The organism is Gottfriedia sp. NPDC057991 (genome assembly GCF_042886615.1).
GTDB lineage: Bacteria > Bacillota > Bacilli > Bacillales > Bacillaceae_G > Gottfriedia.
The window spans coordinates 44,530-57,710 of sequence record NZ_JBHVQN010000005.1; the positions used below are offsets into that span (position 1 = coordinate 44,530).

At 34.0% G+C, this 13,181-nt stretch carries 16 protein-coding genes; 4 read left to right on the forward strand and 12 right to left on the reverse strand.

Annotated elements, in window-relative coordinates; all coding sequences use genetic code 11:
* Nucleotides 1–73 precede the first annotated feature (73 nt).
* A complete protein-coding gene (locus ACFVR2_RS16840) occupies nucleotides 74–214 on the forward strand; it encodes a lmo0937 family membrane protein (RefSeq protein WP_170927396.1) in 141 nt (46 codons plus the stop codon).
* A 157-nt stretch (nucleotides 215–371) separates the two neighbouring features.
* On the forward strand, nucleotides 372–1,880 hold the full coding sequence (locus tag ACFVR2_RS16845; protein ID WP_387364047.1) for a flavin monoamine oxidase family protein: 1,509 nt from the start codon (nucleotides 372–374) through the stop codon (nucleotides 1,878–1,880).
* A 101-nt stretch (nucleotides 1,881–1,981) separates the two neighbouring features.
* Here the strand turns inward: ACFVR2_RS16845 and ACFVR2_RS16850 are convergent, their stop codons facing one another.
* The 6 genes from ACFVR2_RS16850 to ACFVR2_RS16875 form a co-directional block, all read right to left on the reverse strand.
* Entirely contained in the window at nucleotides 1,982–2,395 is a 414-nt protein-coding gene (locus ACFVR2_RS16850) for a hypothetical protein (protein WP_387364049.1), read from the reverse strand.
* A gap of 228 nt (nucleotides 2,396–2,623) precedes the next feature.
* Nucleotides 2,624–3,265, reverse strand: coding sequence for a thermonuclease family protein (locus tag ACFVR2_RS16855; protein ID WP_387364052.1), 642 nt, complete (start codon nucleotides 3,263–3,265; stop codon nucleotides 2,624–2,626).
* Between the two features lie 115 nt (nucleotides 3,266–3,380).
* Complete coding sequence (locus ACFVR2_RS16860) at nucleotides 3,381–4,313, reverse strand: DNA-3-methyladenine glycosylase family protein (RefSeq protein ID WP_387364055.1); 933 nt, start codon at nucleotides 4,311–4,313, stop codon at nucleotides 3,381–3,383.
* A gap of 89 nt (nucleotides 4,314–4,402) precedes the next feature.
* Nucleotides 4,403–5,377, reverse strand: coding sequence for a DMT family transporter (locus tag ACFVR2_RS16865; protein WP_387364058.1), 975 nt, complete (start codon nucleotides 5,375–5,377; stop codon nucleotides 4,403–4,405).
* A 73-nt stretch (nucleotides 5,378–5,450) separates the two neighbouring features.
* The gene (locus ACFVR2_RS16870; protein ID WP_387364061.1) at nucleotides 5,451–6,386 is read right to left on the reverse strand and encodes a DUF1835 domain-containing protein; all 936 of its coding nucleotides are present in this window, start codon (nucleotides 6,384–6,386) and stop codon (nucleotides 5,451–5,453) included.
* A 269-nt stretch (nucleotides 6,387–6,655) separates the two neighbouring features.
* Entirely contained in the window at nucleotides 6,656–6,790 is a 135-nt protein-coding gene (locus tag ACFVR2_RS16875; RefSeq protein WP_082459488.1) for a YuzL family protein, read from the reverse strand.
* 103 nt (nucleotides 6,791–6,893) lie between these two features.
* Here ACFVR2_RS16875 and ACFVR2_RS16880 point away from each other — a divergent pair, with 103 nt between their 5' ends.
* The gene (locus ACFVR2_RS16880) at nucleotides 6,894–7,136 is read left to right on the forward strand and encodes a YkuS family protein (protein WP_098863158.1); all 243 of its coding nucleotides are present in this window, start codon (nucleotides 6,894–6,896) and stop codon (nucleotides 7,134–7,136) included.
* A 201-nt stretch (nucleotides 7,137–7,337) separates the two neighbouring features.
* Here ACFVR2_RS16880 and ACFVR2_RS16885 read toward each other — a convergent pair whose 3' ends face one another.
* From ACFVR2_RS16885 to ACFVR2_RS16895, 3 genes are all read right to left on the reverse strand, one after another.
* Complete coding sequence (locus ACFVR2_RS16885) at nucleotides 7,338–7,862, reverse strand: chromate transporter (RefSeq protein ID WP_387364065.1); 525 nt, start codon at nucleotides 7,860–7,862, stop codon at nucleotides 7,338–7,340.
* Nucleotides 7,862–8,431 (reverse strand): chromate transporter, encoded by a 570-nt coding sequence (locus ACFVR2_RS16890; RefSeq protein ID WP_387364068.1) that lies wholly within the window; start codon nucleotides 8,429–8,431, stop codon nucleotides 7,862–7,864. The genes ACFVR2_RS16885 and ACFVR2_RS16890 overlap by 1 nt, the downstream gene beginning before the upstream one ends.
* Before the next feature lie 263 nt (nucleotides 8,432–8,694).
* Nucleotides 8,695–9,039, reverse strand: coding sequence for a 2Fe-2S iron-sulfur cluster-binding protein (locus ACFVR2_RS16895; protein WP_056471833.1), 345 nt, complete (start codon nucleotides 9,037–9,039; stop codon nucleotides 8,695–8,697).
* Nucleotides 9,040–9,223: 184 nt separating this feature from the next.
* Here ACFVR2_RS16895 and ACFVR2_RS16900 point away from each other — a divergent pair, with 184 nt between their 5' ends.
* Nucleotides 9,224–10,030, forward strand: a complete 807-nt coding sequence (locus ACFVR2_RS16900) for an aspartate dehydrogenase (RefSeq protein WP_387364071.1) — start codon at nucleotides 9,224–9,226, stop codon at nucleotides 10,028–10,030.
* A gap of 155 nt (nucleotides 10,031–10,185) precedes the next feature.
* Here the strand turns inward: ACFVR2_RS16900 and ACFVR2_RS16905 are convergent, their stop codons facing one another.
* The 3 genes from ACFVR2_RS16905 to ACFVR2_RS16915 all read right to left on the reverse strand — a co-directional run bounded on the left by ACFVR2_RS16905 (nucleotide 10,186) and on the right by ACFVR2_RS16915 (nucleotide 13,145).
* Nucleotides 10,186–10,854, reverse strand: coding sequence for a GntR family transcriptional regulator (locus ACFVR2_RS16905; protein ID WP_056471828.1), 669 nt, complete (start codon nucleotides 10,852–10,854; stop codon nucleotides 10,186–10,188).
* 325 nt (nucleotides 10,855–11,179) lie between these two features.
* Nucleotides 11,180–11,659, reverse strand: a complete 480-nt coding sequence (locus tag ACFVR2_RS16910) for a GlcG/HbpS family heme-binding protein (protein WP_387364074.1) — start codon at nucleotides 11,657–11,659, stop codon at nucleotides 11,180–11,182.
* 13 nt (nucleotides 11,660–11,672) lie between these two features.
* A complete protein-coding gene (locus ACFVR2_RS16915) occupies nucleotides 11,673–13,145 on the reverse strand; it encodes an aldehyde dehydrogenase family protein (RefSeq protein ID WP_387364077.1) in 1,473 nt (490 codons plus the stop codon).
* Nucleotides 13,146–13,181: the final 36 nt, after the last annotated feature.

A 13,181-nucleotide genomic window follows, 5' to 3' on the forward strand; every position in this document is an offset into this window, starting at 1 on the left:
CTCAATAAATGGATATGAAAATTAAAATTGGAAAAGGTAATAATACAGTCATTAAGAAAGGAATGTTCATATTATGTGGATTTTATTTTTTATTCTTTTAATCTTATGGGTATTAGGTTATTTTACTTTCCATATCGCAGGCGGACTAATTCATATTCTATTAATTATCGCAATTATTGTATTTATCGTTAACCTATTTAGACGTAAAAAGTAGCAAATTTTCAAAGTCTTTTTCTACAAACTGAGAGCTTGATTTTTCAAGCTCTTTTTCTTATGCCATTTCTATATCTAATCCTGCTTTTAAACTCTTCTATATTCCTCTATTTTTGAATAAACTTCTATGAATGTCATAAATATAAAGGAGCGAAATTATGCCAGTTAGTATGGAGCCTCCTATATCAATGGAAGTAATGCTTCAAACAATTCGTACCGGACTACCAAAAACACTTGAGCCTAAAAATATTATTATTGTTGGTGCTGGGATATCAGGTTTAGTAGCCGCTTCACTTTTAAAAGGAGCAGGACATGAAGTAACAGTTCTCGAAGGAAATGATCGAATTGGTGGTCGTATTTTTACTAATCGTAATTTTTATGCAGGACAGTATATGGAAAATGGTGCAATGCGATTACCGTCTATTCACTTGCTTGTATTAGAATATATTAAGAAATTTAACCTTCCTTTAGAAGAATTCATTAATAGCACTCCAAACGATATTATATACGTAAACAATGTAAGAACCATTCAAAAGCTTTATGAAGAAAATCCCGATATTCTTAACTTCCCTACTTCACCATCTGAAAAAGGTAAAACAGCTGAATATTTGGCTCAATATTCCATGCAACCTGTAACTGACTTCATTAAAAAGAATCCAAAAAAGAATTGGGAAATCGTTATTAAGTTACTTGATCGTTATTCGATGGAATATTATTTAAAATACAATCCATATGGTAGAACATTATCAGTTGGAGCCATTGATATGATTAAGGTTATGCTTGGGATGGAAGGCTTTCCTGAGCTTTCATTCACTGCCTTACTTCGAGAAGTAATGATTCTATTTACTCCTGGACTAAAGTTTTATGAAATAAAAGGTGGAAATGATCACTTACCGTATTCATTCCTACCTGAATTAAAAGAAAATATTTTTTTTCATCAAAAAATGAAAAAAATAGAACAACACGACTCTTCTGTTACGATTCATACAGAGGATACACAAACGTCGCAGGCATATACGGTAACTGGAGACTTAGCCATCATTACGATACCTTTTTCATTACTAAACTTCGTTGAAATCATTCCACGCGATTTATTTTCTTATAACAAATATAAAGCAATTCGACAATTACATTACGTTCCTTCAACTAAAATTGGATTACAATTTAAAACTAGATTTTGGGAGAAAGAAGGTTTTATTGGAGGAAAAATGATTTCTGATCTACCTGTTCGTTATTCCTATTTCCCTAGCCAATCCGTTGGCTCAGAGGGCCCTGGAGTCATATTAGCAAGCTATACATGGGAAGATAATGCATCAATTTGGGATAGCTTAACTGAAAAAGAACAAATAGAGAATGCGCTAGAAGATTTATCCAAAATTTACGGTAAAGAAATATATAATGAGTTTATTACTGGTAATACATTTAGTTGGTCAGAGAATCCTTTTTCAGGTGGAGCTTTTGCAATTTTCAAACCTGACCAGCAAACTGAGATTGCTCCATATATTTCAACTCCTGAAGGACTGATCCATTTTGCTGGTGATCACACTTCTACAGCACCAGGTTGGATTCAAGGAGCAATCGAATCTGGAATAAGGGTCGCTTATGAGGTTAACGATTTACCTAAATCAACGGCAAATGAGAATTTTGAGGCACATGATCAAGGGTAAACATGAGTAAATTTAGTCATAAAAAGTGCACCCCAAAAGTTAGACTGTGTCTAACTTTTGGGGTGCACTTCAACATAACCTAGTGGGTTTTCATCATGATTTTATCCAATTTTCAAATAACCTACTGAAGGAACGAAAGAGTAACCTTGATTTATTACCATATCTGTTATTTCTGTCGTTTCAGTATCTCTGATTTGATGAAACAATTTATATTTTATTGATTTTACTTTCTTTCCTCTTAATACATTATTTAAATAAATTAACTCAATTTCTAAAAAAGGTATTCTGTACTTTAAATTATTCGTGATTCTATTTGTGATTAGTTCATTAAACTCAATATCGGCATTATTAACAGAATTTATTTTCATATCCTCTACTAATTTATTCTGTTTATCAGTAAACTCACTAATAATATATTCGATTTCCACTTTTGATAGGGAACGAGTTTCTTTTAATGGCAATGTAACTTGATTTGTTTTTTCTTTACTAAATAGTCGTTTAAAAAATTTAATCATAGTCCCGTCCTCTTCAATTTTTCTTATTTATATTTTGTCATGATTAAACAAGATTGTAAAAATAATTTTTTAGGCACTAATACTATTCTATTATTAAACCGAAAATCCTTTGTAGAATTGCTGCTCTTTTAAAATTTTTAAGACAAAACTTAATAATTCCAAGAGTCAGGGATTGAATTCGAAAATAAAAGACCTAATCAGATAAAAAACACCTAGAATTAGGTGTTTTTACTCTGTTTCACACGCGTAATTATCATGATCTCGATCCATTTGTGCTTGGTATACTTTATTCCCTTTTGGTACTCCATTTGGATAGACTTTTCTTAAGGCCGCGCAATTTTTAAAATACTGTTTATTATTTTTAGACGAATTATTCGTTTTTGTTTGATTGGTTTTATTTTTGCTCCATAATCCAACACCCTGCTGCTTAGCAGTTGCTTGTAAGCTTCTTAGCTCTGATTCATAGGAATAATTACCATAATCATAAAATTTTTCTACATAGCCTTTTTTTATGATTTCTTTTTGAATTAGTCTACCATCAATCCAAACCCATGCAAGTGTTCGATTATATTTATCCTTTTTTGGACCATCATACTCAAGCTGAATTGTTTTTGCACTTTTTAATAGATTACATGTATATGCTGAAGCTTCTTTTCCATATGGCTCAATCGTCCTTGTACTTTCTGGCGTATCGATATATAAGAATCTTGTTGTACCAACTTCTGTAAATTTGGCAGTATCACCATCAATACATTTTATAAGCGCAACTGTAAATTTTGAATCAGTTTTCGTATTAACTGATGCGGTTGACTGTGAACACCCACTAAGTCCAAGAATAGCCATTACAGTTAATAAAATAAATCTTTTCATGTTGTTCCCCCAATTATTCTTGTTACTACACACTATTTTAACAATAAATACCAATTATGTATCGAAATATAGGGGGATTTTTCAATTTTAGTGAACTTTACTTTGTATTACTTATTTAGGAATATAATGATCTCCATAAATAAAAAGTTACGTAAGCTTCCCAGCCCTTCCATTTTGTAGCCATTTTCTTAATTTCTTCAATTGAAGGTTTTTTCTCTAATGATAGCAGATTTTTTAATGCATTATGTATTCCTACATCGGCTATTGGAAACGCAGATTTCTCTTGTAAACATTTCATCAAAACGTAATCAGCAGTCCAGTTCCCTATTCCGCGAATTTCTAATAACTTATTTAACTTTTTCTCGTATGAATTTAAACGATTGAGAGATTCTTTGGAAATGAATCCTTCTGTCATTAATTTTGCGATTCCAATCACGTATTCAGCTTTTCGTGTAGTAAATTTCAGACTGGTTAAATCGGAAACTTCAAGTTTGGATATTCCATCTGGAGTTGGAAATAGCCAAAAAATTTCATCATTCCATCTAAAGCTTTCTCCATATTTTTCAACAAAGCTTCTTTTTAAAGAAAACGCAAATGACAGATTGATTTGTTGACCCATAATAGCCCATGTAAATGCTTCAAACAAATCCGGAATTCCTATTACGCGAAGTCCAAAATACTGATCAAGTAACAACTTTAGCATTTGATTATCTTTACTTAATTGGTAGAACTCGGTTAGGTCTCTGCTTAAATCAAATAATTCCCATATAAATGCTGCTGCAGCTACTTTTATTTCTTCACTTGGATTTTGGTCTGGAAATTCAATTAATAATTGGTTATGATCACTACTTACTTTTAGTAAAATTAATCTATTTTCTATTTTAATAAGTTTTAAAAAATATTCCCCATTAACTTGATGGAGTACCTCATTCCTAGACCGTGCTAAAAATACTAAGCATTCTTTAAAACTAAAATCTTTTGGTGTTAAGATGGAGATCGAATTCTTATTTTTATCTAATATAAGTGATTCATTGAATTCTTTATACATATTAATCACCTCTTTCCACTAGGGTAGTATTCAAAAAGTATAAGTATTATCATTCTGTTTCGTTATTTGAATTTCACTAAAATAACCTTTCATAAATTAACAGTTTCCCTATCTTGCTGTACGGACTTACCCCTCTGTGAAAGATAACTGTGTAAGATCATTCCAATCATTATAATAATCATTCCAATCCAAGAAATAATAGATGGAGATGCTGATGATAAGAAGATCATTTCACCAATTACCGTGAATAATACTTCCATGGATTGGGTTGCTTCTACTGCTCCTAATTTTTGCATATTTCCCCTTACTAAATCAGTAGCTTGAAAAAATAATACAGTAGCAATTACTCCTGATGAGATCGCTACAATTAATGATTGTGATACTTGGTTCTGACTTGGTAGTCCTTCAGTATATAAACCATAGATTGATAGGATGATCCAAAACGGTAAACTCGCTAAGGTCATTCCTAAAACGCGTTGATATACATCCAGCTTTCCATCACATATTTCCATCATTTTCCGATTGCCAAGTGGGTATGCAAATGAGGCAATAATAACTGGTAAAATACCTGTTAAAACTGTTGAAATAGCTATTTTTGTAGCTAACTCAACCTGCATTAATAAAATACCAAATATGATTAGTAAAGACATTCCTAGTCCTTTAAAAGGAATTTTTCCACGTACCTTTCGGCTTCCATTTGATGTTTGAACTGATATGAAGAAAAATGGTGCTAATAGTGATCCAGATAAAATCGTTATCTGCCATGAACTAGCTATTAGCCATCCTGGAGAATAAATTGCTGCAAGACATATTGGTGCGTAAAATAAACCGAATCCAATTGTTGACCAAATAATCCAACTTTTTAATTTCCCTTTCATTTCTTTCAATAGATCATACAAATTTCTTCTAGCGATTACGATGATCAATAAAAAAGGTACCATAAAAAAGTACCTTAAAGATGCGCTCCAAATCCAACTTCCACCGGATAATTCCATCGAGCGGTTTAAAATAAATGTGATTGAAAAGAAAAATGCCGCTAATACTCCTAATAAAATCGGGCGCATATTACCACCTCTATAACGTTTTCAATACTTTGTTATCTGATTTAAATACAACATCCATGATTAATACCTGACCTTACATTTTATTATAAGAGGCTTTTTCAACTAAATGAACCCCTCCAACCCACCAGTCTATTCCGACTAAATTCATTCGATTTGTTTTTCCCGTTAGTACATCTAATCCCCATCTAGTTAATCCAATTTTTGCTTTTGGGTTATGTTGCTTATAACTTGGTAATTCACTGTCACTACTTATTAATGGGTAATCACCTTTCATTAATTCATTTAGAATTGCTGCGAAATATAAATCGCTTAATCCATCATTTGTTCTTTGTCTTACAAGCTTATTAAATAGTTCTGCAAAAGAGTTAATACCTTCATTGATCATTGATAATGCTAAAAATTCTACTTCATTTGATCCATTTTGTTGAGACGGAAAATAGGTCATATGACTTAATAAAGCGTGTTTTAAAAACGGAAGCGCATAACATTTTTGAATAAATTCATTAAGTTCATCTGGATTATCTGAACAATAAGCTTTCCATCCAGCACATGCTTCTTCTATTTGTTCGTTTGTAATTTCCTGTCTAGTTGGAAGTAATTCAATTAATTGTTCTGATGATAATTGGCCTAATCCGTGAAATGGCTCAATGCCTTCATATTCATTTATACTAACCATCGAAATTTTTTGAAATCCAAGTGCCGATAATTCCGATAATAAATAGAGGATCGTCACTTGATCGTATCGATCATGTTCGAACCATAGAACAACTTCCTCAGAACGAGAGAGTTCATATAATAATTGATATTGGCTTCGGCAATTTTCAATAAAAAAACTCAAAGGAATTTGTAGTTTTTGTTCAAAAAACTCTGCTCTTCTTTTATATGTTTCTTCTAAAGGCCAATCTTGACAAAGCGGCCCAAAATCATACATTTCTCTCCATACGATCATATTACCATTTAAAGACTTTAGTTTTCCTCCAACCACATCACCATTTACAATATGATTCATCTTTTCATCTACTTTCTCCAATAGTTTAATTAAAAAGAAAATACATTACTCCATAATTGTTGTAATGTATGATAACAAGATCATTTAATTAAGTTCTTAATTCTTCTTAACGATCGTAGATTCCTCTTATATATATTTTATTTTTAATCAAAATAAAAAACCACCTATAAATAGGTGGCGAGACATCTTCTTATTAAATAGGATTTTAGTCAGAATGAGTTTAAATGTCCCTTACAATTTCCCAATATTTGAATTCTGACCAATAGTCTTTATTTAATCTCTCTTTTTTGTTTTTTTCTACTAGAAGACATCTCAACACCAGTTTCAGATGTTGTAGTCCCTTGACCTTGTACATTTGGTGATCCTAAGCCAACTCTAGATGGATCTTTTTTAGTTTTTCCCATATTCATCACCTCCATCTTTACTTTTTCTAAACTTAAACTTCTTTATTCAAAGAATATTTTTCCTGTAAATTGCAAATCTTATATATCTGAGGAGGTGTTTTTTATGGCTAGAATCGGAGTAGAACAATCTTTAACGAATGTCCAAGAAGCATTACGTTCAGCGGGACATGATGTTGTTGAATTAAAACAGGAATCAGATGCAAATGGTTGCGATTGCTGTGTAGTAACAGGACTTGATTCAAATGTAATGGGAATGCAAAATGTATCTACACAAGGATCAGTAATCGAGGCAAGTGGCTTAACAGCTGATGAAGTTTGTCAACAAGTTGAAAGTAGATTACAATAACAAATTACAAACAAAAGTTATATCTTAAACATTCTAAAAAACTCGCCAATTGGCGAACTTTAAAGTGATGACCAAAAGCGCAGTTGCACTTTTACATAATTCCAAAATATGCAACTACTTCGAGTCCCCTTCGTCGCTTTAAATTTTATCTTTCTAATGTGCAAAAAAGGGTAAGCAAAATTTGCTCACCCTTTTTTCAATTTATAAATTTAATCCACCGTATAACAAAGCTCCCATTACAATAAAAGCTGGGTGAAGCTTTACTTTCTCCATTAATATGTAACTAATCACTCCTAAAAATAAAAACTGTCCAATACCAATTTGAAAATATGAATCATGAAATGAATTATAAGCCATAACGCCAAGTAAGACTGCGATTGTTGGTTTAACGTAAAGAGTCATTCTCTTTACTTGAATCGAATGTCGATATTTATACAAAATTCCCATTAAGGTCAGCATGAGGATTAGTGACGGTGCAACTGTAGCCAATACAGCCAAAAATGAACCTAGTATACCACCTTCATGGAATCCGATATACCCAGCCATTTTCGTAGCAATCGGTCCAGGTAGAGAATTCCCCATTGCAAGAGCCTCATTAAATTCTTGATGTGTAAGCCATCCCCTTGTGACGACTTCTTTTTGAATAAGAGGAATTGTCGCGGGGCCTCCTCCATACCCTAAAATATTAGCAACAAAAAACGACCAGAAAATGTTCCAATATACCATTATGCAGACAGTCCTTTTGATTTTTTACCTTCAACTGATTTGGTTGGCTTAACGACCGCAAATAACAGAAGCCCTCCAATAATAAATCCTGGATGTATATGAAAATATTGCATTAAAACAATCCCTATTAAAATATGTCCGATTGTAATAGGCCATTTTAGCCCCTTAACGGAAGCTTCTACAAATTGCCAAGTTAGCACAGCAAGCATGACTCCAACTACTGGAACAATTGCTTTCGTCATTCCTTGCACCCATTTTAGATCCTTAAACGTTACTAGAGTAGTTAATAAAACAACCATTAAAATAATCGTCGGCAGAATCGTTGCAATTATTGCATTAATCATCCCAATTTTACCGCCTACTTTGAACCCAATGTATCCAGCCATTTTTGTATTAATCGGTCCTGGCAGTGTGTTTCCAATAGCGAGCACATCTCCGAATTCTTCATCAGTCATCCATTTAAAACGTTCAACCACTTCTTTATGTACTAAAGGAATGGTCGATGGTCCACCTCCGTATCCAAGCATGCTGCTTCTAAAAAAGGCGATAAAGATGTTTAACTGTTTCATAAAATCCATCCCTTTAGTTTATCTTTCTTTTAGTTTGCAATAAGACAAGAACACTTCACACAATTGCCGCATGATTTTTTCTTAACTGGATTAGGTTGATTGACCATGTTCATTAAAAGCGAGGATTCCACATTACAAAACGAGCATGCCTCACCAGTTTGAGTTTTTTGAATTCGAGGCATTTCTACTAACTTTAAGGCTTCTTCCATATGTTTGTCGCATACTAACAACATATCATTCACTCCCGCTCTTAAAATTGGATTTTATGGTGTAGATGTCACTTTCTTTTTCGGATGATCTAATTTTCGTTTTTTTACTTCATCTGTTACTTCTTCATTCCATGAAATCGTAACATCTTCGTCAGTGATGAAAGCTTGGCAACCTAAACGAAACCCTTTGCTTAACCATTCTTCACCAAGTTTTCGACGCTCCTGCACTTTTATATGATCAACAGTCCCCTCTTCAATTTTACAAACGCAGGATCCACAAACGCCTCCACCACATCGATTTGGCAGTTCCCCATCAAATCGAAGAGACATACGTAAAATATTGGAGTTTTCCGGTACTTCTAATACTTTTCCACTAGTAGCAAAATTCAGTTTTGGCATAATTCAAATCCTCCTCTTCACCTCTTTGGTATACAATATACCATATTTATAATTTTCTGACAATATAAAAATTTCATATATTAAGCTATTTTTCTTAATTTATATTACTCTATTTGTTTTTATATACCGGTCTGATATAATATTTTGTATACCAAATACATCTTAATTTTCAAAAAACGAGGTGATGAATGTGCTTAATATTGGTTTAATTGGATATGGAGCGATCGGAAAAGATATCGTCAAATACATAAACGAAGGCAAGGCTGGGGATGTATTATTAAAAGCGGTTCTCGTACGAAGTAAGGATCAATACGAATCGCATATAAGCGATTTATTTTACGACAATGAAGAGGCATTTTTCGGATTGGGATTGGATATTGTTATTGAAGCTGCAGGTCATGAAGCTGTCTATCAGTATGGGAAAAGGGCGCTATCTTCTAGTAGTGATTTTATCATCGCTTCTGTAGGTGCACTAGCAGATGATGCATTATTAGCAGAACTAGAAACAGCTGCAAAACTTACTAATAGCAAGATCCTCATCCCTTCTGCTGCAATTGCCGGATTGGATCGTGTTGCTGCCTCAATGTTACATAGTGTTGATGAAGTAAAACTTGTAACGAGAAAACCACCGAGTGCTTGGCGAGGAACAATTGCAGAAGAAAAGGTAGATTTAAACACAGTTAAAGAGCCTTTTTGCATTTATAGTGGCGTTGCTAGAGAATCTTCTAAGCTTTTTCCGGAAAGCACAAATATTTCAGCAACCTTGAGTCTTGCTGGAATCGGATTTGATAAAACAAAAGTTCAAGTTTATGTAGATCCAAGCATAACCAGTAATACACACCAAATTTTCGTAAAGGGATATTTTGGTGAAATGGAAGTAAAGGTGCAAAATATTCCTTCTTCTACTAATCCAAAGACGGGGTATATTGTAGCAATGAGTATTTGTAATACTTTAAAAAATAGAACGTCTTCAATCGTTATTGGGATCTAGTATTTTTCTTTTACTATTTATGAAATACGAAACTAAAATAAAAAGCCCCCATAGTCTAGACGTTCTAACAGTCTAACTAATAGGGGCTTTTATTATTTTTAGAAAAATGATTTTTTCCATACAAGAAAAGTGACGAAAACATCCACAAACTATTTTTATGTCGTTTTTTCTTTTCTTTTTTCTATGTAATTCATGTACGCACGTCTAGAATTTTCGATATGAATTTTCGTTAAATACTCCGACATTTCTATTTCTTTATTTCGTACTGCTTTCATGATTTCAATATGTTCCCTCAATGATTCCTTACGTCTTCCAGGCGTTTCGTACCCCATATTAGCAGACATATGGATATAATCTGTTAAGCCAGATAAAATTTCAAATAGCTTCGGACTTCTCGCTGCCTTATATAGAAGGAGATTCATTTCAATATGTTCGTTCTCAAATGTCTCGTCTGAGTGTTCCTCAATATAAAGAAGCTCTTCGATTTTCTGATCAAACTCTTGTTGAATTTCGTCCGTCATTTTTTTAGCAGCTAATTTTGCTGCTAACACTTCTAGTGATGATAAAATCGTAAACACTTCCATAATATCTTCATCAGAAATATTCGAAACGATGACACCCTTACGAGGAACCGTTTTTACAAACCCTTGTGATTCTAAGCGGAATAAAGCTTCTCTAATAGGTGTACGACTAATGTTTAGCTTAACAGCAAGCTCCCGTTCAATTAAGCGATCACCTGGCTTATAATGCCCTTCTAAAATCAATTCTTTTAAATATCTATACGCATGTTCCCGGATTGAAAGAAAATTAGTTTCCATCTCCATTCCATTCACCTGCCTCCCATTTCTTGCCTATTTTAAAATAGTGTATCATCATTTTGTTAAAAGTAAATCGATATTTCTATTATAGTATCTTTTAAATAAGTAATCGAGTAGTTAGGTGGAAATAAATACCATTCAACCACTCATTCGGATCTTCGCTTTATAGTCCTTTTATCTCTTAAACCTATATTTTGATAAGTAGATCTTCTTATAGCTAACTACTTTTATTGCCTACAAATATGAACTTTACTCCCAGTTATTTTACTATGCGAATGTTTGTAAACCAAAAAAGGCGATGTAGGAACAACACCTAACCGCCTCCAAAGTATTATTTTTTAATGTCTGCATCAGTAACAACTTCATAACCGTCATTTGAAAGGAACTCTTGCAATGCTTGCAGGGCAGCTGTTCCGACCGCTGTATCCTGCTCTCCATTTCCACCGCTGATCCCCACGCCACCAATGACTTCTCCATTTACTACAATTGGAAAACCGCCGACAAAGATTGCAAACTTTCCATTTAGCATATGTTGTATTCCAAATGCTTCATTGCCCGGTAGAGCTGGTCCGTTTGGTTCTGTATTAAATAAATGAGTCGAGCGTTTATGGCCCGCTGCCGTATATGCTTTTGCAATAGCAATTTCAGGACCAGTAATTCGAGCACCATTCATTCGTTCAAGTGCAATGACATATCCACCTTCATCTACAATTGCAATCGTCTCTGGAACGTTGATATCCTCTGATTTTTTCTTACCAGCTTCGATCATTACCTTTGCTTCATCTAGTTCTAATTTTAATATTTTTTTCATTTAAACCCCTCCTTTAGTAACCGATATAGACTGTTTTTATTTGTGTAAAGAATTCAAGTCCCACTCTGCCTGACTCACGGAATGTAGAAGTACTAGAGCGTTTAACTCCACCAAATGGTGCATTCATCAAATTACCTGTCGTTGTACGATTTACTTTAACTGTCCCTGCTTGAACATCTTTAGTAAATTGATGAGCGAGTTTCAAATTATTCGTAACAATCGATGCAGATAATCCATATTCAACATCATTAGCAATTAATACGGCTTCTTCATAGCTTTTTACTTCAATTACAGCAACTACTGGGCCGAAAATCTCTTCTTTAGCAATGCGCATTTCGGGTTTTACATTTGTAAAGATCGCCGGTTCAATATAGTAGCCGTTTTCGTATTTTCCATACGTAAGCTGTTGACCTCCATATTCAAGAGTAGACCCTTCTTCTTTAGCAATCTCTATATACTTCAGAACGTTTTTTAACTGTTTTTCATTTGCAAGAGGTCCAATAATGACACTTTCGTCAAAGCCGTCTCCAATTTTTAAAGCACTTGTTTTTTCTACTAATTTCTGAACAAATTGTTCCTTAACTTCCTTCATAACAATTACACGACTAGTGCCTGTACATGCTTGACCAGTAAGGTGAAAGCCTCCATTCACGGTTAGGTTAACTGCTAAGTCTACGTCTGCGTCATCCATTACAATTAGAGGATTTTTTCCACCAAGCTCCATTTGTGTTCTTGTAGTAAAGGATGTGTTTTTATGAATATGTTCCCCAGCACTCGTAGACCCAGTGAAAGTAACGCCTCGTATAGCAGGATGTTTAACTAAAATATCCCCGATATCGGATGAACTTCCTGTTACAAAATTGATTACTCCTTTTGGTATGCCAGCTTCATGTAGCGCCTCAACGAGTCGAAATGCAATTAAAGGAGTATCAGATGAAGGCTTGAAAACAACTGTATTTCCAGTTATTAATGCCGGAGCAATCTTTCTCGATGGTATGGATAGTGGGAAATTCCATGGTGTAATGACTGAAATAACACCAAGAGGCTCCCTTTCAGTTGTGACTCTCATATTTGGATCATCATTTGGGAACGTTTCCCCCGTAAAGCTTTGTCCCTCTATTGCATAATAACGAAGGGTTTCCGCTGAGCGAAGCACTTCCTGTTTGGCCGCGCTTATAACTTTTCCTTCTTCTCTTGTTAATTCCTCTGCTAGTTGTTCCACTCTCTGTTCAAGTATTGCTGCCGCCTTATTTAAAATGGCAGCACGTTTAGAAGGTGGAGTTTGTGCCCATGCAGGAAAAGCCTGGCTTGCTGCATCAATTGCTTGTTTCACGTCCTGTTCTGTCGATGCTTGAAATGTGCCGACAATATCTTCCTTATTAGAAGGATTAACGCTTTGGAACGTTTTATTATTTACAGACTCGACCCAACTTCCAGATATGTAATTTTTATAAGTTTCTAGTTTAGTAGTTAGCAAATTTATCATCCTTTCTGAACAAGATGGCAGTTCCCTAGACGGAAA

Excerpts from the sequence above, each read along its gene's own strand:
- ACFVR2_RS16850 (WP_387364049.1), bottom strand. The coding sequence starts at position 2,395 with ATGATTAAATTTTTTAAACGACTATTTAGTAAAGAAAAAACAAATCAA.
- ACFVR2_RS16855 (WP_387364052.1), bottom strand. The coding sequence starts at position 3,265 with ATGAAAAGATTTATTTTATTAACTGTAATGGCTATTCTTGGACTTAGT.
- ACFVR2_RS16885 (WP_387364065.1), bottom strand. The coding sequence starts at position 7,862 with ATGGTATATTGGAACATTTTCTGGTCGTTTTTTGTTGCTAATATTTTA.
- ACFVR2_RS16860 (WP_387364055.1), bottom strand. The coding sequence starts at position 4,313 with ATGTATAAAGAATTCAATGAATCACTTATATTAGATAAAAATAAGAAT.
- ACFVR2_RS16845 (WP_387364047.1), top strand. The coding sequence starts at position 372 with ATGCCAGTTAGTATGGAGCCTCCTATATCAATGGAAGTAATGCTTCAA.
- ACFVR2_RS16910 (WP_387364074.1), bottom strand. The coding sequence starts at position 11,659 with ATGAAAAAAATATTAAAATTAGAACTAGATGAAGCAAAGGTAATGATC.
- ACFVR2_RS16870 (WP_387364061.1), bottom strand. The coding sequence starts at position 6,386 with ATGAATCATATTGTAAATGGTGATGTGGTTGGAGGAAAACTAAAGTCT.
- ACFVR2_RS16905 (WP_056471828.1), bottom strand. The coding sequence starts at position 10,854 with ATGGAGATGGAAACTAATTTTCTTTCAATCCGGGAACATGCGTATAGA.
- ACFVR2_RS16875 (WP_082459488.1), bottom strand. The coding sequence starts at position 6,790 with ATGGGAAAAACTAAAAAAGATCCATCTAGAGTTGGCTTAGGATCACCA.
- ACFVR2_RS16900 (WP_387364071.1), top strand. The coding sequence starts at position 9,224 with ATGAATGTGCTTAATATTGGTTTAATTGGATATGGAGCGATCGGAAAA.
- ACFVR2_RS16865 (WP_387364058.1), bottom strand. The coding sequence starts at position 5,377 with ATGCGCCCGATTTTATTAGGAGTATTAGCGGCATTTTTCTTTTCAATC.
- ACFVR2_RS16915 (WP_387364077.1), bottom strand. The coding sequence starts at position 13,145 with ATGATAAATTTGCTAACTACTAAACTAGAAACTTATAAAAATTACATA.
- ACFVR2_RS16840 (WP_170927396.1), top strand. The coding sequence starts at position 74 with ATGTGGATTTTATTTTTTATTCTTTTAATCTTATGGGTATTAGGTTAT.
- ACFVR2_RS16895 (WP_056471833.1), bottom strand. The coding sequence starts at position 9,039 with ATGCCAAAACTGAATTTTGCTACTAGTGGAAAAGTATTAGAAGTACCG.
- ACFVR2_RS16880 (WP_098863158.1), top strand. The coding sequence starts at position 6,894 with ATGGCTAGAATCGGAGTAGAACAATCTTTAACGAATGTCCAAGAAGCA.
- ACFVR2_RS16890 (WP_387364068.1), bottom strand. The coding sequence starts at position 8,431 with ATGAAACAGTTAAACATCTTTATCGCCTTTTTTAGAAGCAGCATGCTT.